Raw genomic sequence first — 19,644 nt, forward strand, 5'->3', positions numbered from 1 at the left:
GCCAGAATTCGATGGATGGCTTATTGTTGATCAGGCTGAGTGCTGAACAAGATCGGCAATCTATAAGTAATTGGATCTTCTGCTGTTTTGTATAACTTTGCAACCAATCTGAGACGATGAGGAGGAGAATAGAAGGTGGAACCGCTACATTTGATTAAAGCATTTTCCCAAGTCAGGCGATACCAACTGGCACAGATAGATGGAATTTCTGCTGAAATGCAGACTTACATTCCCAAAGGATTTCGAAACCATCTACATTGGCAAATGGGACATGTCATTGCTGAAACGGATAATCTCTTGCTTAAAACTACTGGTGAACGCCAACTCCCTACGAGTTTTCAATATTTTTTTGCAAATGGCACATCTCCGAATGAGTGGACGGGCGAACCTCCAACCTGGAAAGAATTAACGGAGTTGCTTCTTTCCCAATGCAATCAAGTCCGAGATGCGATTGGGTCCGAAAAATCTGATTCTGCCTATAAGCTTGAACCTCATTTGTACCATGAATGGCTCCACGCCGGAATCATCAACACCATGGTTAAGTTACTATAATCTGTCTGAAGTCGAAGAACTCCCCGAAAGGTTTGTTTCAAGTAACGGGGAACGTTAGCTGAATTAATCGCCGTCCTTATGGGGGGGCGATTTTCTTTAGTTTGAAAATCAACATTAAGATTTAACATAGCCTATTTCTTTACTTGAGACCAGGTAATCCTGATGTTTGGGAACCCAAATATAGAAAAGGTCTCATCATCATCCTTACGCCAATAATTTTCCTCGAGTAGGGACTCAAATCCGTTGAAGCTGATATTGTCGTCATTGTAATGAATGATGTAACTGTCGCCAATCACCAGTTCAAAACTCATAAACTTGTATTGTTATTAAAAACTTCCCCAACCGATTCCACCTACGGCAAAAAATGCTTACTTACACTCCATATTATAACAAAATTAATAATTAATTACTGAGTGCCTTTGCATGTTTGAGTAAAATATCTGTATCTCACAAACAAAGGAGGTGAACAGCAAATGACCACATTGGCTCCACACGAAGCGTTGGAAATTCACGAGGCGATTAACTTCAAGACACTCTGCCTGGCCAAGTCGAAGCTGATGCAAGGTCTCGTGACCAAGAATTGAAGGATTTGATGCAAAAGGACGTGGAACAGTCGAATGATTTTTTGTCGATTTTTATCAATATTTCAATACTTATGTAATAGGACCAATTTACCGTGTTAATTAAAAAAATAATTGGTAAAATAGTATCATGATTTTTAATCCTTAAGTCACGTAAGCATGTGCGAACGGGGGTGTTTTATGTTCGATTTTGGAAATTTTTTTTGTGGTAATTGTTTTTTTATTTTGATGGTAAAGGAGCCCGAGTTATTTTGTTAATGTCCAATGATTCCTTACTGATCCGGGAGCAAATCCATTTGCCGAATATCATTGCAAACCAGAAAAGAAAATGGATGAAGTTGTGGCAGAGGGAGGATGCACATTAAGAAAATAAGGTAGCAACTCTGTCACGACCGCTCTTTAATCACTCGTCCAATCGATTAAAGGAGTTGGTTTAAGATGACATTCGTGATCATTTTTCTGTGGATATTCTTGGCAATTGTACTTTATCCTCGTATTAATTCGCGTTGGCGTAATTACCTGACACCCATTCACTTTTCTTTATTCATTGCCCCGGCACTCTTTAATGATTATCATAATCCTCAAAAGTATTTTGATTGGTGGATCCTCTATATAGCCACGATTATTGTTCAGACGAAATTCAATCAAATAAAAGAGAAAGATACAACGTCTTCCCCACCTTATGGAACTCGCGTATTAAGTCATACGATCAAAAATGAAATTGGAAAGATCAGGATAGTTGCACATGAAATCCAGACGCTCGCATCGAAATCAAAAGAAAAAGGGATAGAAAGAGAAGCGGCAATCGTTATAAATTCAACCGATCATGTGCTTGAAATGGTAGCGAGAGTTCAAAGTCATTCAAATGAAATTGTTTTAAAAGAAGGGGTACATGATCTTTCAAAAATTTTAAACCTTGCGCTTCAATCCTCCAAAAGAGTCCTGGACAATAAGAATATTCGGGTAAAAAGAGGGAGCTTCTTACAAAATGCCCCGATTTGGTGCGATTCGACGCATATGCAAGAAACGTTTCAGAACATTATTATGAATGCAATGGAAGCGATGAATTTCGGCGGAATGCTTTCCGTTTCCTTGAATGAGACTCGGAATCAATTTCTGATTACTTTCATGGATGACGGTGGGGGAATTCCAGAAGATAATATGGAGTCCATTTTCGATCCATTTTATTCGACGAAGAATAAAAAGCTAAATTTTGGTATTGGTCTAACCTACTGTTATTCCGTCGTTCAAAAACACGGGGGTTCGATTGAAGTTCAGAGTGAACTTCATGTGGGTACTACAGTTACCATCCGCCTGCCCAAGAGAAAAATTCATACCTGGTTTCTTCCAAATTTCGGGGGGAAGGCTTTTGGAAACCATCAAAGTTATGCTGGTTGAGGATGATCCTATTTGGAGGGAACACCTAACGAATTACCTAAGTCGGGAAGAAGACCTGATTATGGTCGGATCGGCTGCTAACCGTGAAGATGCCATTCATCTGGCAAGACTAAGCGATGCTAATATTGTACTTATGGATTTGGTTTTAACAGGGGAGGGTTATGACGGAATAGAGGCAGCGTTAGATATACAAGAAATCAGAGAAGTAAAAGTGATCATGTTGACAGGCGTTGACGAGGAAGAGGCGATCAAACATACCTTTGCTGCAGGAGCCATCAACTACGTAACGAAAACCCATTATGAAGACATTCCCTGTGCCATTCGTGCCGCCTATCATAACATGGAATACATACATCCCGATTCGGCCGGTGTCATCAGGAGGGAGTTTCGAAGACTTTGGAGAGATCAACAAGGAAAGCTCTTAACTCCTTCCGAAAAGGAAATCTTGAAACGGATTCATCTAGGAAAGAAGCAAGTGATGATTCAAACGGAATTGCACACCGCTGAAAGTACTGTCAAAAAGCATGTGAATAGCATACTGAAAAAGCTTGGGGTTCGTTCAAGTCGCGATGCAGCCCGGAAAGCGAAACGATTAGGTATGCTAGATTAGTTCCCAAATTGAGGTCTGATTTTCCTTCATTGGAGAATTGGGCCTTTTTATTTTGACAAAAGTTCTAATGATAGTAGAACTTATATGCAAAACAGTTCTAGCGAAAGATTCATCTTATGAAGTGCAAAGAGGCCATGTACACTGAACTTGTGAGCGCTCATTCGTGATTAAGTGAAGGGAGCATAGATATGAGTCTTGTGAAAGAGACAATTCATCAAGATGAGAGAGTCAATTTTAATAAAAACAATCTTAAAGTTGGAAAACTGCCCCGGGCATACTACGAACAATTAATGCGCCATGATTGGTTCATCAGGGTAAATCATCGAATAAGACAACGGGGGTGGGGGAAATGAATACCGTCACTCCCTACTCACTGGTGGAATCTTGGCTACAGGAATTACCGGAGTGGAAATCCCGGCTCGAAACACTGCAGGCCCAGTTAACTCATTTGCCAGGGCTGACACAAAAGTTCGATCTCGTTGCGATACATGGACAAGGACAAAAAAATGAAGCGATCTTACATGAGGTCATCAAGCGTATTCAGTTTAGGGAAGTGGAGATCCCGTTTCTGCAATTAAAAATTCAAGTGCTGGAAATGGCGATCCACTCCCTGACATCTGAGGAACAAATATTTATTGAGCAAAGATATGTATTAAAATTGCCGACGCCACTCATTTTGGAAAAGCTCAATATTCCTTCCCGAAGCTATTATCGATTACGAAGGCGTACGCTCGATCATATTTACCGAATCGTTGGTGGAGCAGACTCCATACTTGGATTAGGTAACGAAATCTTATTTCAAACGAGCGGCGAAAAAGTGGCAGAAGATTGGCACGCAAAGGGAGAGGACAGTGGCAAAGAAAAATAGTAACCTGATAGTGTCAAAACATGTAGGCAGGCCTTCCGTATGGAAATGGCCTGTCTCTTTTATTGGGAAGGGAGGGGAAATCTAATCTTCTGAATGAGGAGGATTGCCGTGCGCTCCTATTTGTTTCCGCGCTGGTGTGAGCCGGGACAAGGCAAGCACAGGCAAACGTTGTGGTTTGAACTGATGCCCTCCTTGGACGCCGAACCCATGGATTCCGCCAAGGCGACGCGTTTTGCCAAACATATCAGTCAGCTCGGTCATTCCCCAATCGAGCGTTTTCGGTTTGGACAGTTAATCTTTCGTTTCCTGATCCGGTGTGTTGGACCCGCCGGACGCGTACGATTGTACTTTTCTGTCCCCGACATTCGCTGGATGGGATTTCGAACCGGGTTTCAAACACAGGTGTCCGGGATTTATTTGCTTCCGATCGAGGCGCCTGTCTTTGAGACGGGTAACGGCAAAAACACTCTGATCGCCGAAGGCTATCCGGCTTATAAGGGCGCACTATCCGTTGCGGCTATTCGTCCTGAAGGGAAAGACCCCGTTGGAGAGGTAATCGCAGCCATGGGTGGAGGCGAATTGAAAGCCGGTGAAGAGGTCTGGCTGGAGCTTTCATTTGCGCCGGCAGGCAAACGGCTTTTGCAGCGACGCGTTCGCAAAGCTGATAACTGGCTTCGTTCTCCTTCCATTGAACCGGTATCGCTGCAGGCCATCTGGCGAGAAATGCAAACGAACCAACGGGAGAGACGGAGACCACGGGAGATGACTTTTCATCAGCAAAACATCCTTCGTTCCTTGCAAAGCAAACAGGACGAAGATGAAATCGGATTATGGACGGGCTTTCGCGTGAACATATGTTCGCCTGCAGCAAAGGCAAGGCTGCACACGATGAATGACATGCTACAGGCCATGCGAAACGGCAATGGCATTGTATTGCGTCCTGTGCGAAGCAAAAATGCTGTGCTTGGGCCCGGTACCCCCTCCAAGCGGTTGCTGTTTTCGTCAGAAGAACTTGGATTCTGGCTACGAATTCCCGGGTTCGGCGATCCGGCAGCTGCACATATGGAAAAGATGCATGCCAAAATCGTACCTCCGCCAGTCGGATTAACCCAAGGTCTATTTATCGGGAAAAGCAACGCGCCCGGGATCGACCAGGAAATCCGCATGCCGGAGAACCAAATGCTTAAGCATGCTTTTCTTGCCGGGACGACCGGTTCAGGGAAAACCTCGACGCTGCTTTCCATCATGACGCGAATGGTCGACGATTTGGTACGAGCTCCGGACAAAGCTCCCGGCTTTACCTTTCTTGACCCGCACGGCGGGGCAATCGAAACGCTGCTTAGTTACATTCCGAAAAGTTTGTACCCGAAGCTGCATATCATCCCGCTCGGCGCGACCGAGCGGCCGCGTGGCTTTAATCTGTTTCAGTCCGCGCATGCCGAAGTGCGAGAAAGCCTAACCGGGGAGTTTGTCACCACACTTCAGCAACTGTTTCCGGGGTCACGACCAAGGGCGGAGCATTACTTGCGGAATGCAGTACTCAGCCTCCTGTCCGTGCCGCCGCAAACAGTTCTGGGTATTGTGGATATTTTCCACAACGAATCGTATCGCCAGAAACTGCTGCCAGAGTTGGACCAACACCTCATCCATTTTTGGATGCACGAGTTTGCCGAGATCAAAAACATTGGCGATCATCTCGGTCCTATTCTGAACAAGCTGGGTGCGTTGACGACGTATCCGACCTCGCGGAGGATGCTCGGCCAACTGCACAGCAGCATCGATACACGGAAAGCGATGGATGACGGTCACATCGTCCTCATCGACAGCTCCGGTTGCGTGCCGGATTTGCTCAAAATTTTGGCCAGCTTGTTTTTTATCGACTACCACTTCACTTGTCGCAAGCGGCCGCAACACAAGTCTAGGGCGCACTTCTTCTTTGCAGATGAAATTCATCTGTTTGCGACGGACATCCTGACTAAAATTTTGGCGGAAGACCGCAAGTTCGGTCTTTCGCTTTTTTTGGCCACGCAGTATCTGTCCCAACTATCCGACCGTATCTTGGAGGCGATTCTTGGCAACGTGGGCACGCTGATGCTGCTGCAATTGGGTGGTCCGGATGCGGACAAACTGTCCCGATGGCTGAAGCCCCAGGTTACGAACACCGACCTCATGAACCTGGCTGAACTGCATGCCATTGTGCGCACGAAAGGGCACGAAGGACGGCTTGAGCTGTTCACGGTTAAAAACGAGGTGGTACCGACTCGGCATGAGGAATGGATCCGTGAAGCTTGGGCGTATTCGGATCAGCACGATGGCCGGTCGATCGAAGAGATCGAGCGGGAAATGAGACGTTTCAGCAGGGTCGACACCCCGGTTTCAATCGACGATGATGCGATCTTCAAGTGACGGCAGGATGCAAGTTGGAGGGCAAGTTCGAGAGCAAGTTGGAGAGAAGTTTGGAGGGAATGATCGAGAGAACATTGCCAAAGCCAGAACCAGCCGTCCGGCGCGGTGAACCGCGCAAGCAGACGGCTGGCCGCTGCCCGATGATATCTCACATGCCAAACAGGGGGGAGGAGCCGCACCTTGTACTTCGAGGCCAAGCAAGAAGCGCTCGTCACGATGTACCGCCATACCTTGCTCACTGCCGAGCAATTGGGGATCATCCTGCACTACAGTCCGAAGACGATCTACAATCTGATGAGCGAGCTCAAGCGTGAGGGGCTGATCCGCTCCGTCCCCCTTCCGTTTCTGAAACGAAACCATGTGGGGTATACGCTCACGGTCAATGGGGCGAGGGGAGCGGCTGGGCTGGCTGGCGACGAGACGGTGTTTCGCGCCAAATCATGGGTGACGGGACCGATGCAAATAGAGCATTATTACGGCACGAACGCATTTTTTACCGAATTGATTCACGCCAGTCTCCCCCATCCGGACGAAGGCTTGATTGAATGGCTAGACCCGCGTTCAGCTGCAGAGCGGTATGTGCAATCGAAAACGATGGGCAAGAAAAGCGCATTGGTTAAACCGGACGGCTTTGGGATGTACCGGTTCCCTGGCTTAGGTCGGCTGGCCTTTCATTTGGAATACGACACCGGAACGGAAACGCTGTGGCGGCTGAAAGAAAAGATGCTTCACTATGGCCTCCTGCTTCCCACAATTTGGGCAAATGTGGATGCCGTACAAGTGCTCTTTGTTACGAAGCTCGAAAGCAGATCATGGAAGCTCCTCGAAATATGGGAGGCGCTTCAAAAAGGAACGTTCCGTTTTGCTCGGCTTCCCAATGTCTGGGCGATTGCTGAACGGGATTGGAGGAAGTACGGGGAACAAGCCTTATGGCTTGGGAACGGAGGGCAGCGGATCCGCTTGCGGGATATGCCGCTCTTGCCGCTGCTGGCCGAACACGTCGGGCCAATCCTGGGAAAACAGCCACGGGATCGGCCTCCGATTTTGATCAGGAGGTGAAGCAGGTGACACTTCGCTTGCTGCCCAAGCTTTTGCTGTGGGCGATGCTCACTGTTTCATGTATTGGAGCCGTAGGTACGCTGCTTCGCACCGGATCCGAACCTGCTCCGGCACGAGTGGAGCGACTCACCGAGCAACAAATGGCGATCGAGACGGCTGTCGGTTTTGCCCGCGAATGGATGCATTGGGACGGGCAGGAACTTGCGGAAGCACGGGCCAAACGGCTTCAACCATACGTCAACCCGGAGTTGCTATCGTCCATGGCCGTTTTGAAAACCGAGAAAAAAACGATGCGGCAGCAAGTGGTGGCGGCAGAATTCGTTTCACTTGCAGCAAACAACGGGTCACGTTACGTCGTAAGGGTGCGTGTCACAGCAGAAAATCCGGAGCGCATCACGTGGGTGATCGAAGTGCCTGTGTGGGTACAGCTTTCCAAAGGGGCAGCCGTTACGGGTTTGCCAGTGATTCGTCCCGGGCAAGATCCGCCAACCGTTCCGCCTTCAGAGAGCGACGGGTCAAAGGTTTCCGCAGAAATGAAGCAGCGGATGCGGACGGCTATTGAAAGTTTTCTTAAAGTGATGCTTGAAGGAGAAAAAGAAGAGATTTTGTCGAATTATGTCACAGGCGACTCGCATCTCATACCACTGGCCGGCCGGCTTCATTTTGTCTCACTTGACCAACTGGCGGCTGAAGGCGTCGGGCCCTTTACGGCGAGTGTTTCGTTTACCGTGAAAGATACGGCGACAGGATTTCAATTCGCACAGCGCTGGAAGCTGAGCCTTGTCGAAGAGAACGGAAAGTTTTTTGTTCGGGCTCTTTCCGTTTAACGCAAAACATTGGAGGTAGGGCCATGAATGAGGATTTTGTCCAAACAGGCTTGCTCGTGCTCAAAAGGTTACTGCAAGCGATCTTTTTAACCATCGCCATTTACCGTGGCGTCAAAATGTATGCCAACGGGGAAACGAACCGGCTTTGGTCACACATCATGCTTTCCGTCATCCTTGGTGTATTTGTATTCGCGCCCGGCATTGCCAAGTATTTGGCACTCTATGTTTTGAAGACACTTGGTATTTCCGTTGACGGATTGACGGATACAACAGGGGGCTGAAAGTATGGACGAGCCAGAGAAGGTGGAATCGTACCGGGCTTTATACAGGGTTCGGCCGTTAATTTACCACATTGGTGACATTCGGCTTTGGATGCCAATCAGGCAGGACGGCATTATAATGTGGCTTGTTTATGTCTTCATCTTTTTTGTATTTTGCTACATCATTCCCGTTCTTGCCTGGGTGCTGCCGTTCGATCGAACGATCACCATAGTAATCGGCCCGATTGTCGCTGCCTATTACACGGTCAAACTGGATCCGGCCGGCAAAACAGTGCCGCGGTATTTGCGAGATATCCTTCATTTTCTGGTCCGGCCAAAGTGGTACGTTCGTTGGCAAGCGATTCGTCAAACAGGGGCACGAAGAAAGATTCACTTTTCTGGCAGTTGTCGCCCCTATGTACGGTTAACAGCGCCAAATGGGGAAGAGCAGTGGTTCGGCGGAAAAGGGTTAATCGGTGGAAAGGTAAAGGGCCTGCGATCGCTAGGTCTGCCAGACAAAGTCCGGGTTCAATGGCATGGAACTAGCGGTCGTCTGTTGATTGTCCCGGTGGCCCGACGATCCAAACGTGCCATTTTACCGGGGGCTCAATGGGAATCCCGTTCCGGAAGGACGCAAATATGGACACTGCCAAAGCCGGTACAAATGGATCGGCAAGAGAGAGGTCAGAAACAGGAGATATGGAAGGTTATGGACCGTTTAGATTCGGTAAGTGGGTTCACGGGAAGAAGGTGAGTTAGATTGAAATTGCCCGTGCTGTATTGGGAACAAAATCTTCTTTTCGACACAATGCTTAAGCCTTGGGTGGTTTACCGAATACCCTTAAAGCCGTATGCGCACCAATCGCCAGAGAAAAAACGAAGCACCGTTTCGGCTATGCAACAGTTTTTGCATAGTTATCATGGATTCGGCCAATTGCTTTCGGTGACGCGGATGATGGATGCCCAATCGTGGATGCGCCAGCGGACGGGACAAGGCAAGGAATTCGAACGGTATGTCAAAGCGGTTATGCAGCGCTTCGCCGAGCGGCGGCCTTGGCAGCGATCGTTGTACCTGGTTGTCCAGCTCGCCGCGGTACAAAAGCAACTGCCGGAAGTGGATCTATCCGGATGGCATCGAATGGGAGATACCTTAAAGGATTTGGCCGGGATGCTGAGTCGAAATGTGGCCGAGCAGTTCTGGTACCGCCAGCGCGGGGAACTGGAGCGGGAGCGACTTCGCATGGCGCAGTCTGCCGAGAGCTTGCAGTTCAATCAGGTCAATCACCATTTGGGCGGCGAACGCTGCGGTCCGCAGGACATCGAGTGGTTGCTGCGACGCGGCTTTTTCCGGGGACTTGCGCGTGAGCCTGAGCTCATCTTGTCGCCGGAGGCGATGTGTGAAGTGCGGGTCAGAGGAGAGAAGGTGCTGCTGCGCCCGAAAAAATCATTGCCGGTTTTGCTGGCTTCCGATATGGTCGGTGAGGAGAAGATGAAGACGTTTGTCATTCATCACGACGATTCGGAAGAAGAGGGACTCCATAGCTTCCAGAGTTTCTTTTCGGTGGTCGATGTGCCGGAGGAAATCGACGTCATCGGTGACGAGTGGTTGTATGCCTTGGAGGATCTGCCTTTCCCCGCCGAAGTCAGCTTGCATTTTCAAGTGCAGACGCCGCATGAGGCGGCCGGAGGACTGCAAAGAAACCGAAAAGTGCTGAGGGATCAACGTCGGGAATATCGGGAGGCGTCCGAGGAAACGCCGATTACATTGGAATGGGCGGGAAAGCGCGGGCGCGTGCTTGAAAACAAAATGCAAAAGGGTATGCCGCTTGTCTGGGCGTCCACTTGGTTCAATGTGTCCGCTTCGTCGAGAAAGGAGTTGGAGGAGCGCGCGGCGCAACTCTTGCAACTGTATTCGACCAAGCAAATCCGAATTGTTCGCTCATCGGCAGACCAGGCGAAGGCGTTTCAACTATTTTTGCCCGGTTCGGCGATGGACAAGCTGAATCGGATTCCGATGGACCCGAAGTTTTTGGCGGCCGGCATGCTCCATGGTTCCCGGGAAATCGGCGATCCGGACGGTGACTACATCGGCAGGACGTTGCATCGGATTCCCGTGTTGCTCGATTTGAAGCGCCCGATGTCCAAGGAGCTCAATCGTTCCGGCGCGATCGTCATCGTCGGGACGCTAGGCGCAGGCAAGTCTGTGCTGAAAAAGACGCTTTATTACCATGGGTACAACCAGGGTGGCATCGTGTTTAGCATTGATCCGAAAAATGAGGACTCTTGTTTTGCGCTTCTTCCGGACGTCCGCCAAAACATGCTTCGCCTCGATTTCTCTGCCGAATCCCAAACGAAGTTCAATCCGTTTCGGATGTCGACAAGCGAGGAACGGGCACATGGTATTGTTCTCGATTTTTTGAGTCTGCTGCTGGAAGGCACGCGGACGGACGAACGAGCAGATGCGATCATGGAAGCGGTCGAGCAAACGTTCGAGCGAGAGAAAAGGGACCTACACGTCTTTATGGCCGAACTCGAGCGGATCGCAACCGATTCGCCGATGGAAGCCATTCGCGTGGAGGCACAGCGTTGCGTAAACCGGCTCCTTTCGTATTCGCGCAGTCCGTTTGGAAAATTTATTTTTGCACGCGACGGCGAGGAAAATGCGAGCGTGAGCGGGGCAAGGTTCATTATCATCACATTGGCCGGTCTACCGCTTCCCAAAAAACGAAGCGAGCGATTGCAGCAGGCGCTCACGCCCAACGAAAGGTTCGGCCTCGGCATTATGTACTTGGTTGCGGCACTGGGCCGGGAGTACATGTTTCATAGCCCGAGCGATGTCCTTAAAATTTTCGGCATTGACGAAAGTTGGATGCTACGCGCATTTCCCGAAGGTGCACTGCTCATTGATGAAATTATCCGCATGGGCCGATCGTTTCAGGTTGTGCCCCTGCTGGCCACACAGAACCCCGGCGATGTCGCTGAAGAGGAGACGAGAAACAATCTCGGCTCCATTTTTTGTTTTCGGACCGAAGATCCCAGGGCCATCGCCGACAATCTGACACTGCTCGGGCTTGATCCGGATGATGAGGACATGATTCAGGCGTTCCGGGAGCTCAAAGCCGGGGACTGCTACATGAAAGACATCACTGGACGGATCGGACGGGTGCATATCGAGCCTACCCCGGATGACTTGCTTGCCATTTTCAATACGACGCCACAAGCACAGACGGAAAGGAGGGAAGAAACGTGAGGCAACGATGTCGGAACGCGTTCTTACTCCTTCTATTCATCGTGACGTGGTTGGCCATTCAGAAACCGGAACCAGCGTTCGCTGAAGCGCCAAAGGATATGATCGATCAGCTGTTGCCGGGCGAGACCGAGATGGGCATTCAGCCGGGTGATCGAGCGCTCGATTATCGCGCGTATGCACCCGACAATTACACCTGGGACATCGGGTATGACTTGGTGGAATGGTCCGGATGGAAACCGAAGCTGAATAACCCTTTTCCGCTGCTCCTCAACTGGGTTGCCAATATCATCTTCACCATGAGTGCCTTTATTGTACGATTCTGCATCTTTCTGATGCAGCTTGGTTTTCATACGAACTTGGTGAATGAGCAGCTTTCGCTTGTATTGCCCATTATCGATGGGCTTAGGACCAGCTTGTTTAACAGGTTTCTACCGTGGGCGTTAGTACTCTTGGCGGCATGGATGATCAAGGTCGGCTACTGGAACAACCAGACCACGCGCCTCATGTCCGGGGTCATCGGTTCGATCGTCGTACTTGCAGGCAGTTACTGGTTTTATACGCATTCCGAGAGCATTCGCTCCGTTTCCGAAACGATGGACAAGCTGACGCAAGTCACGATGGGTGCGTTGGCAGCGCCTTACCAAAGCGTCACCGGCGAACAAGTGGAGACAGGCCTTGCGAATGCGGCGGATCAGCAGCTACTGGCTACGTCCAATCGGATGTGGAAGCTGTTTGTGGACAGACCTTGGATCATCGGTGAATTCAACCGTCAGATCAGCCAGGATGTCCGTGTGACGGCGGATGAGGCGAAGGCGATACAAGATCGCGCTAAAGATGACGACCTGACAATGGGCGTTCAAGCCGGGGATTCGTGGTCGCACTGGATACGTTACTACGCGTCCGGATCGAAGCAGCGTGACATTTTACGAAAGGTTCTCGGAGACGACAAAGTCGATCACGGCGACCATTCAGATATTCCAGTTTTGTTTGCGGGCGGATCGGCAGCCATTCGTTGCCTTGTGGCGCTTTTATCACTGGTGGCCACGCTGACCTTATTGCTTTTTGTTGGAACGATCTCGTTAATTCTTGTGCTATCTCAGGAAATGGCGCTCGCCATCGTGATGCTGGCACCGATCGTTTTATTGCTTGGTTTGTTTCCGGAGCGAGGCTTTTCGTTTGTCCGCCGCTGGTTCGGTTGGCTCATCGGGACGCTTGGTACCAAAGTGATTTACGGATTCTACGTGGGCTTTACGTTGCTGGTCGCGGATGTAGTGGCACGCGGGTCTGGCGTTTTGATGTTGCAACAAATTTTTGTCGCCCTGTTGTTCGTTTGTGCCTTTTTGTTCCGCAAAAAGATTCTGAGTCAGTTGCTTGGCATTTTCCAGGCACCGACGCCGCACGAAATGTACGAAACGTCAAAACGAGAAGTCATCTACCATGTGAAAGAAGCGAAGCAATCCTGGCAGAATACGAAAGGGAATGTCAAGAAGCTGAAAGATTTCGGCAAAAAAATAGGATCCAAATTTAAGTAACAAGAGGGGGAATGTGGATTGGACCGGTTAGTGGCCTGGATCCAGCATGAGCTTCATTTACATGCAGTTGTCTACCAGGAAAAGCATTCGCATGGCCATTTGCTTCGTGGCAATTCGGAAGGAAAGACTTTGGAATTGCTCGTCGTCTCCTCAGGACATGTTTGGGTGAAAAAGCCGGCGGAGCGGTCTTGGAACACCACCGGCATCTACGTGCCGGATCGCGTTTTATCCTGAACCCGAAAGGAGAGCGAATGTGTATGTTTGAAGACGACGAAACCAAACCCTTTGCCGAATTCAATGCTTCGAGAATGGAACGATTTGTGAAGCGGGATGCCCTGTTGCGCTTTGTGGTTAAAGACCTGGTGAAGAAAGGGATGCACAGGGAGAAGGCGCTGGAGATTGCCTTTAACGGTTATGTGCTCGAGGACTCGATCATGATCCGGGAATACGAGAGAAGCTGACTAGCGAAGCAGAAAATTCGCTTGTCCTGATGAAAGCAGAGGAATGATCCGTATGGATGCGAACAGGCTGATCAAAAAACGGGCGATCTGGTGGGTTGTCGGCAGCGTGAGTGTAACCGGCATCGCCATCGTTTTACTCGGATTCATGTTGGCATTTGCTGTGCTTGGCGCTCTGATCGGCGCATCCGACACGTCCGGGATGGAAGGGATCCCGGTTCCAGACGAGGAGACCTTTGATGTCCCGGCGCCGCTGCTGCCGATTTATATCCGGGCGGAAAACGAGAAAGCGTCCTGGGCTCGCTTGGCCGCGATCCACAAAGTGACCAATGACTTTGGGGCAGATCAGCCAAAGCGGTTCGACACGATTGGCCCGTTAGGCTTTCCGAGGCCGCTTTGGGAGGCATACCGCATCGATGGAGACGGTGACGGAAAAATCGATCCAGACAATCCGTACGATGCCATCTTTTCGCTGGCTCATTATTTGCAAGTCTCTTCGTTGGATGCAGATGAAACATTACGTGCCTGGTTTTTAAATGAAGAGGACGTCGAAGTCGTACATCGCCAAGAGTCCGCGTATACCTCGATGCTGCACGTTCACGCATCAGGCGAGTGGCTGTGGCCGCTAATTGGCTATACAAACATCTCGAGCCCTTTTGGGAATCGGGTGGATCCAGTCACGGGAGCACCGATCGAGTTCCATGCTGGCGTAGACATTCCGGCACCACTCGGTACACCTGTACTGGCAACGCAAAACGGAACGGTCGTGCAAACGATTCGGGGAAATATGGGGTATGGGAATCACATCTTGCTGCAGCATGCAGGCGGTTTTATAAGTTTGTATGGTCACTTATCGGATATTGGCGTCAAAACAGGGCAGCAGGTACAGCGTGGCGAGGTGATCGGTTGGACGGGAAGTACCGGGAAGTCGACTGGGCCTCATTTGCATTTTGAAATCCGTTTAAATGGCCAAGCGGTTAACCCAATGGATTATTTTAAAGAAGGAGCGGGGTAGACGTGGATAAGGCGATCGAAATCGTGATGACAAACGGCGTAAAAAATCTGGGGCTCTCTCCGGATGAAGTCAATCGCTTGTTTCGCAAAGCGGAGGAACTGCGTCCGAGATCCGCCTTTCTGGTGTTTGATCCGAAAGGAAACTCGGTTTATATCGGCAATGGCGATGGCCATATTCTCGGCATGCTTCATTTATTTTTGCCGGAAAAAGTATGGGTCATTTTTGATGATTACGGTGATCGCTGGGTTGCAACGGCCTTGCTTCCTAGAGAGCATTAAATTCGAACGGAGCTAACTCGTGCTGCAGGGGCTAATAAGAGCCACCTGTTTTTTTATGCGACCATACATCGGGAGGGCATTCCATGCAGAGAAGTCCGATTCGTTGGCAAGGCGGAAAATATCGCCTTCGTGAGGAAATCATTCGAAGGTTTCCTGCACATTCGGTTTATGCGGAGGTGTTCGGCGGCGGCGGGTGGGTGTTGTTCGGCAAAGAGCGATCCAAAGTGGAAGTATATTCGGATATTAACGCAGAGCTGGTCAATTTCTTTCGGGTCATACAGGAGGATTGGGAAGCACTCGCGAAGCGTTTCGAATGGGCGCTTTATGCACGAGACGAATTTTTGCGGGTGATGAACCGGCGCGATCAGGAGCGGGATCCGGTTACGAGGGCCTATGACTTTTATTACCGTGTCTATTCGCACTTTGGCGGCAAGTACAATGATTCCGACGATTGGGGCTATACACGGAGCAAGCCGGCTTTCGATATGTCCAAAGTCAAAGACAAGTTCAAGCTCGCTCACGAGCGGCTGATTGGCGTCTACATTGAAAATCGTTCTTTTGAAGAGGTGCTCTCGCGATACGATTCGCCGGACACCTTTTTTTATTGCGATCCGCCTTATCTTGAACTATCCGGCTATTTGTACAAGTTTGATGAATCCGACCATCGCCGGCTACGCGATAGACTCGGTGCGATCCGTGGCAAGTTTTTGCTCAGCATTAACGACCATCCGCAAATTCGGAAATGGTATGCCCCCTATTACATGGTCAATGTGGAGACGCGATATTCGATATCCAAACAGCAGGAAGGCCGGAGACAGACCAAGGAGCTCCTAATCGCCAACTACCCACTGAATCCAGAAGGGAACGAAACGTCATGAGAGTGAACGTTCGCGTCTATCGTCGTTATCGCAAGCATGTAGGTTTTCCGGAATATCAATCGCAATCTGGAAACGGGTTCCGGACTTTTCTGGATGTTCCGGTGTTTATCGTATCTGAACAACAACTCGATGACATTGCGCAATTATCACACGATGACTGGATTCGGGAACATAACCAAGAACCGTTGCTGATTTTTACGGACCGGCATCGTGTATTGGCCGTGGCTCCCGAGGGCTACGATTATGCTCGGTATGTATGTGTCATCGATACCGATACGGCTCGGGATATTCTCTTCCGCGTTTAACGTTAAAAGCCCTGAAGGCACAAAGAGGTGGGTATTTCGTGAATCAAATACGAATCGAGGCGAAAGGAAACCAATTTGTTGTTCAGTTCGTGGAGAATGGTAAGGTGCAGGATATGGATAGCCGAAACACCTACAAGGATGCAGAAGATTTTGCTTTTTATTTGGCGGAACGCTTGAAACTTGATGTATTTTATCAAGGCCAAAAGGTGAATCCCCCTCGCTCAAAGGGGTAGCAATTCTATCTGGACAATATACGTAGGTTATCCACATTTGTCCACAAATTTTATTCACAGGAGGTGTATAACGTGAAAGGGGAAAGGAGGTTGGTTGTTGCTTTATTTCGCCCCAATCAACGCGAGCGCAAATCATGGATCGATCGCCTGCGTCAATCGGGTTACACGGTTCAATATGTTCATGATCCATTTCGGATATCTCCGGAAGCTTCCGTGATCGTGGTTGATTCATCGGTAAGTAGGTGGAAGGATTTTATCCGGATGTTCGAAGGTCAAGGAACGCCGGTGTTATTGCTTATTGACGATGTGGCAGAAGCGTCGTGGCCATATAACCTTCAGATTGATGGAACCATCCATTCTGGCGAACCAACTGATGGCTTATTCGAACGTTTGCTGGGAGCAGTCGGGGGGCGAACTTCCGCGCTGCAAGGGGATGCCGCGCTCTATGATGGCATGTCGATTCAGCTTCCCAAAGATGATGATGCGTCCGATTCAGGTGGAGAAATCAAGGATAGAAGGCCTCCTTCAGAAAAAGAGCAAGATTTTCATGTGGTTGACACGACACCGATTGCGGATAGGCCCACGCTTTCACAAAGAAAGGTCAACCGAGGTCCCGTTCAAGCCCTAAATGAAAATGTGATGCTGCCAACAACCGGCTCAGTATCTGAAACGGTTCAAATTGAAAACTCGGAACCACAACTGAAATTTGAACTTGTTGAACGAAGACAGTCTCTCTCATCCTCGCTAACGCAGCGTCAACGTATTTTTCTTCCGCCAACGGTTGCCGTCTATGCTGCAAAGGGAGGCATCGGGAAAACGACGTTCCTTCTTCATCTGGCTGCCCGATTATCACAAGAAGGGCAAAAGGTTTGTGTGCTGGATACGGATTTCATTCTCGGCAATGTGGCGGCTTGGATGAACATCACACCGCACAAAACGGTTGTGGATCTGGCTCACCGATTCGACGATCCCGAAGCAAGTCGGACCTGCCTTCTTCCTGTGAAGGAAGGTTTTTTTATTGTGGCGTCGCCGCCAGAGCCAGGAGCCCTAACCCTTCGGTCGGAACAACTTCTGGCAATCCTCCGCTTTCTGAAAGAGGAGATGGACGTTGTTCTGATCGACACACCGCAGTACATCGACAATTGGACTCGATTGATATTGGAACAGACTGATTTACTCTTTGCCATGACTTCCGGCGACCCGGCCAGCTTAATCAATCTGGAACGAATGCGGCCGGCTTTGTCTCGTTTGCAGCCGACTCCCGACATCCAATTGGTTTGGAATCGGCTGACAGAGCCTGCCACGAAGGAGGCTTGGAAAGAGCGGCTTCCGTGGCCGACTGCATTGGAACTGCCGGAGGACCTGACCATTCGAAGCGCTGTCCGCCGCGGCGAATGGATTGCGGATTCCCCGGTAAGTCCCTACCGCTTGCAGATCGGGCGGCTAATGGATCAATGGATGGGGCGTGAGTTGAGAGCGAATGAGAAGGGAACACGGCTCATGCGGTTATGGTCAAAATTCAAGGCCAAGGGAGAATCCATGTATGAGAGTTAAGGAAGTGGGTGTACATCAACGCGTCAATGCGCAAGGCGGTTTGTACGTGCAGATTGAAGGAACCGGTCAGGAAATTTTCTACGGATCGGCAGATCGCTTGGCCATCGAAACGGCAAACGAAAGAGGTTGGAACGGAAAGGGGAGATCAACGGTCGGCGTTCCTTCCAAGAAAGGCATTGATCTCTATACCCGATCCTACTGGTTTCACGAAAGGCTGTAGAAACGTGAGCAGATGTCTGAACGGGAGGAGTGGTGTACTTGAGAGTTAAAGAAACGGGTGTTCATTATCCCGTCAATGGACAAGGCGGCTTGTATGTCCTCATAGAAGGTTCCAGACAAGAGATTTACAAAGGAAAAGCAAATCGCCTGGCCATGGAGACGGCAAACCAAAAAGGTTGGAAAGGAAGCGGTCAGACAACAATCGGCATTCCTACACGGGAAGGCATTGATCTTTATACGCGCGCCTATTGGTTTCACGACAGATCGTAAGGGAGGAGGCTTTGAATGTACCGTTATCGTAAGTGGATGGTATTGACGGCAGTCGGCGTTGGTTTCATTCTGCTCTTGCTAGCTTTGATTTATTATATGCACCGGCAAACGCAGCAAAAAGAGCAGCTTCGCGATCAGATTGAGGAATCATCCCGTACCATTCAAACGATGGAGCAGGCCAAGACCGATGTTTTGGTCCTGGCACGAGACGTGCAGTCTGGAACCACGTTGCAGGCTGGGGATGTAAAGATTGCTGCTTTTCCTTCCGATCAAATCTCCAGCCAGACGCTTCGAGAGCCAAAGGAGGCGATCGGTAAAATGGTCAAAATCGATTTACCCCAAAACCTGCCGCTTTCTGCCTCCATGCTGGCAGAGGACAAGCTCTTGACCGACGACCTGCGGGTGCAGGAGTTCAACGTGATCCAACTGCCCACGCACTTGCAAAAAGGACAGTATGTAGATGTACGGATCAACTTTCCGACCGGCGAGGATTTTATTGTCCTGAGCAAAAAGAAAGTGCAGAATGTAGCCGGCACGGTGGTTTGGTACGAGATGAACGAATCGGAAATCTTGAATGCTTCCAGCGCCATCATCGATGCGTACTTGCAAGGAGCCAAGCTGTATGCGCTCCCCTATGTCGAGCCGGGGATGCAACAAGCTGCCATTGCCAATTATCCGGCCAATCCCAAGGTGCTGGATCTAATGGCACGGGATCCGAACATTTTGGAAAAGGCCAAAACCGAACTGGCCCGGCAGCTTCGCATCACGTTGGATCAACACCTTACGGCGAAGAGCGAGGCGGACAAAATAAAGGTAACCGGCGGCAATGTCGCGTTACAGCAGCAACTGCAAAATGAGCGAGTCACAACCGAGCATAACAATCAGTTTCGGCAAGACCTCGGATCGCAAGCGGCTGCCGGTAACGGCTCAGAGCCGTCGGAAGCGCAGGCTCAAACACCGGCTTCTTCCGGCGATCCGACAACTCCTCCTGTAGCCGAAAGCCCGACTTCTTCAGCATCAGTGACGGACAGCCAGACGGCGAACGACCGGCTGCAGGACGTTTTCGATCAATCCGGCAAATAATCAAGGAG

The 19,644-nt window shown here is 49.9% G+C and carries 22 protein-coding genes and 1 pseudogene; all 23 read left to right on the forward strand.

Annotated elements, in window-relative coordinates:
• Window positions 1-135: 135 nt before the first annotated feature.
• Window positions 136-552, forward strand: coding sequence for a DinB family protein (locus tag H7C18_RS17790; RefSeq protein ID WP_185130423.1), 417 nt, complete (start codon window positions 136-138; stop codon window positions 550-552).
• Window positions 553-1,025: 473 nt separating this feature from the next.
• A pseudogene (locus tag H7C18_RS17795) lies at window positions 1,026-1,213 on the forward strand (hypothetical protein).
• A 358-nt stretch (window positions 1,214-1,571) separates the two neighbouring features.
• Complete coding sequence (locus H7C18_RS17800) at window positions 1,572-2,531, forward strand: sensor histidine kinase (protein ID WP_185130424.1); 960 nt, start codon at window positions 1,572-1,574, stop codon at window positions 2,529-2,531.
• Window positions 2,503-3,141 (forward strand): response regulator, encoded by a 639-nt coding sequence (locus tag H7C18_RS17805; protein ID WP_238357767.1) that lies wholly within the window; start codon window positions 2,503-2,505, stop codon window positions 3,139-3,141. Before H7C18_RS17800 ends, H7C18_RS17805 begins: the two co-directional genes overlap by 29 nt.
• Before the next feature lie 349 nt (window positions 3,142-3,490).
• On the forward strand, window positions 3,491-4,009 hold the full coding sequence (locus tag H7C18_RS17810; RefSeq protein ID WP_185130425.1) for a hypothetical protein: 519 nt from the start codon (window positions 3,491-3,493) through the stop codon (window positions 4,007-4,009).
• Between the two features lie 108 nt (window positions 4,010-4,117).
• On the forward strand, window positions 4,118-6,415 hold the full coding sequence (locus H7C18_RS17815) for an ATP-binding protein (protein WP_185130426.1): 2,298 nt from the start codon (window positions 4,118-4,120) through the stop codon (window positions 6,413-6,415).
• A 180-nt stretch (window positions 6,416-6,595) separates the two neighbouring features.
• On the forward strand, window positions 6,596-7,474 hold the full coding sequence (locus H7C18_RS17820) for a replication-relaxation family protein (protein ID WP_185130427.1): 879 nt from the start codon (window positions 6,596-6,598) through the stop codon (window positions 7,472-7,474).
• A 5-nt stretch (window positions 7,475-7,479) separates the two neighbouring features.
• A complete protein-coding gene (locus H7C18_RS17825; protein ID WP_185130428.1) occupies window positions 7,480-8,301 on the forward strand; it encodes a conjugal transfer protein in 822 nt (273 codons plus the stop codon).
• 23 nt (window positions 8,302-8,324) lie between these two features.
• On the forward strand, window positions 8,325-8,582 hold the full coding sequence (locus tag H7C18_RS17830) for a hypothetical protein (protein ID WP_185130429.1): 258 nt from the start codon (window positions 8,325-8,327) through the stop codon (window positions 8,580-8,582).
• Between the two features lie 4 nt (window positions 8,583-8,586).
• On the forward strand, window positions 8,587-9,315 hold the full coding sequence (locus H7C18_RS17835; RefSeq protein WP_185130430.1) for a TcpE family conjugal transfer membrane protein: 729 nt from the start codon (window positions 8,587-8,589) through the stop codon (window positions 9,313-9,315).
• 6 nt (window positions 9,316-9,321) lie between these two features.
• A complete protein-coding gene (locus tag H7C18_RS17840; protein WP_185130431.1) occupies window positions 9,322-11,811 on the forward strand; it encodes an ATP-binding protein in 2,490 nt (829 codons plus the stop codon).
• 98 nt (window positions 11,812-11,909) lie between these two features.
• Window positions 11,910-13,343 carry a hypothetical protein gene (locus H7C18_RS17845; protein ID WP_238357768.1) on the forward strand — a complete coding sequence of 478 codons (1,434 nt, stop codon included), beginning with the start codon at window positions 11,910-11,912 and terminating at the stop codon, window positions 13,341-13,343.
• An 18-nt stretch (window positions 13,344-13,361) separates the two neighbouring features.
• Window positions 13,362-13,577: a hypothetical protein gene (locus tag H7C18_RS17850; protein WP_185130433.1), complete on the forward strand. Its 216-nt coding sequence runs from the start codon at window positions 13,362-13,364 to the stop codon at window positions 13,575-13,577.
• A 23-nt stretch (window positions 13,578-13,600) separates the two neighbouring features.
• The gene (locus tag H7C18_RS17855; RefSeq protein WP_185130434.1) at window positions 13,601-13,804 is read left to right on the forward strand and encodes a hypothetical protein; all 204 of its coding nucleotides are present in this window, start codon (window positions 13,601-13,603) and stop codon (window positions 13,802-13,804) included.
• Between the two features lie 52 nt (window positions 13,805-13,856).
• Window positions 13,857-14,816 carry a M23 family metallopeptidase gene (locus tag H7C18_RS17860; RefSeq protein ID WP_238357769.1) on the forward strand — a complete coding sequence of 320 codons (960 nt, stop codon included), beginning with the start codon at window positions 13,857-13,859 and terminating at the stop codon, window positions 14,814-14,816.
• 2 nt (window positions 14,817-14,818) lie between these two features.
• Window positions 14,819-15,094 carry a hypothetical protein gene (locus H7C18_RS17865; protein ID WP_185130436.1) on the forward strand — a complete coding sequence of 92 codons (276 nt, stop codon included), beginning with the start codon at window positions 14,819-14,821 and terminating at the stop codon, window positions 15,092-15,094.
• Window positions 15,095-15,177: 83 nt separating this feature from the next.
• Window positions 15,178-15,972 carry a DNA adenine methylase gene (locus tag H7C18_RS17870; RefSeq protein ID WP_185130437.1) on the forward strand — a complete coding sequence of 265 codons (795 nt, stop codon included), beginning with the start codon at window positions 15,178-15,180 and terminating at the stop codon, window positions 15,970-15,972.
• Window positions 15,969-16,277, forward strand: a complete 309-nt coding sequence (locus H7C18_RS17875) for a hypothetical protein (RefSeq protein WP_185130438.1) — start codon at window positions 15,969-15,971, stop codon at window positions 16,275-16,277. Before H7C18_RS17870 ends, H7C18_RS17875 begins: the two co-directional genes overlap by 4 nt.
• Before the next feature lie 38 nt (window positions 16,278-16,315).
• The gene (locus H7C18_RS17880) at window positions 16,316-16,510 is read left to right on the forward strand and encodes a hypothetical protein (protein ID WP_185130439.1); all 195 of its coding nucleotides are present in this window, start codon (window positions 16,316-16,318) and stop codon (window positions 16,508-16,510) included.
• A gap of 72 nt (window positions 16,511-16,582) precedes the next feature.
• Entirely contained in the window at window positions 16,583-18,064 is a 1,482-nt protein-coding gene (locus H7C18_RS35785; RefSeq protein ID WP_185130440.1) for an AAA family ATPase, read from the forward strand.
• Complete coding sequence (locus tag H7C18_RS17890) at window positions 18,054-18,284, forward strand: hypothetical protein (RefSeq protein ID WP_185130441.1); 231 nt, start codon at window positions 18,054-18,056, stop codon at window positions 18,282-18,284. The genes H7C18_RS35785 and H7C18_RS17890 overlap by 11 nt, the downstream gene beginning before the upstream one ends.
• Before the next feature lie 32 nt (window positions 18,285-18,316).
• Window positions 18,317-18,553 (forward strand): hypothetical protein, encoded by a 237-nt coding sequence (locus tag H7C18_RS17895; protein ID WP_420481870.1) that lies wholly within the window; start codon window positions 18,317-18,319, stop codon window positions 18,551-18,553.
• Window positions 18,554-18,568: 15 nt separating this feature from the next.
• Complete coding sequence (locus H7C18_RS17900) at window positions 18,569-19,636, forward strand: SAF domain-containing protein (RefSeq protein ID WP_185130443.1); 1,068 nt, start codon at window positions 18,569-18,571, stop codon at window positions 19,634-19,636.
• Window positions 19,637-19,644 lie beyond the last annotated feature (8 nt).

Origin of the sequence: Cohnella zeiphila, from assembly GCF_014212055.1 — a bacterium.
Lineage (GTDB): Bacteria > Bacillota > Bacilli > Paenibacillales > Paenibacillaceae > Cohnella > Cohnella zeiphila.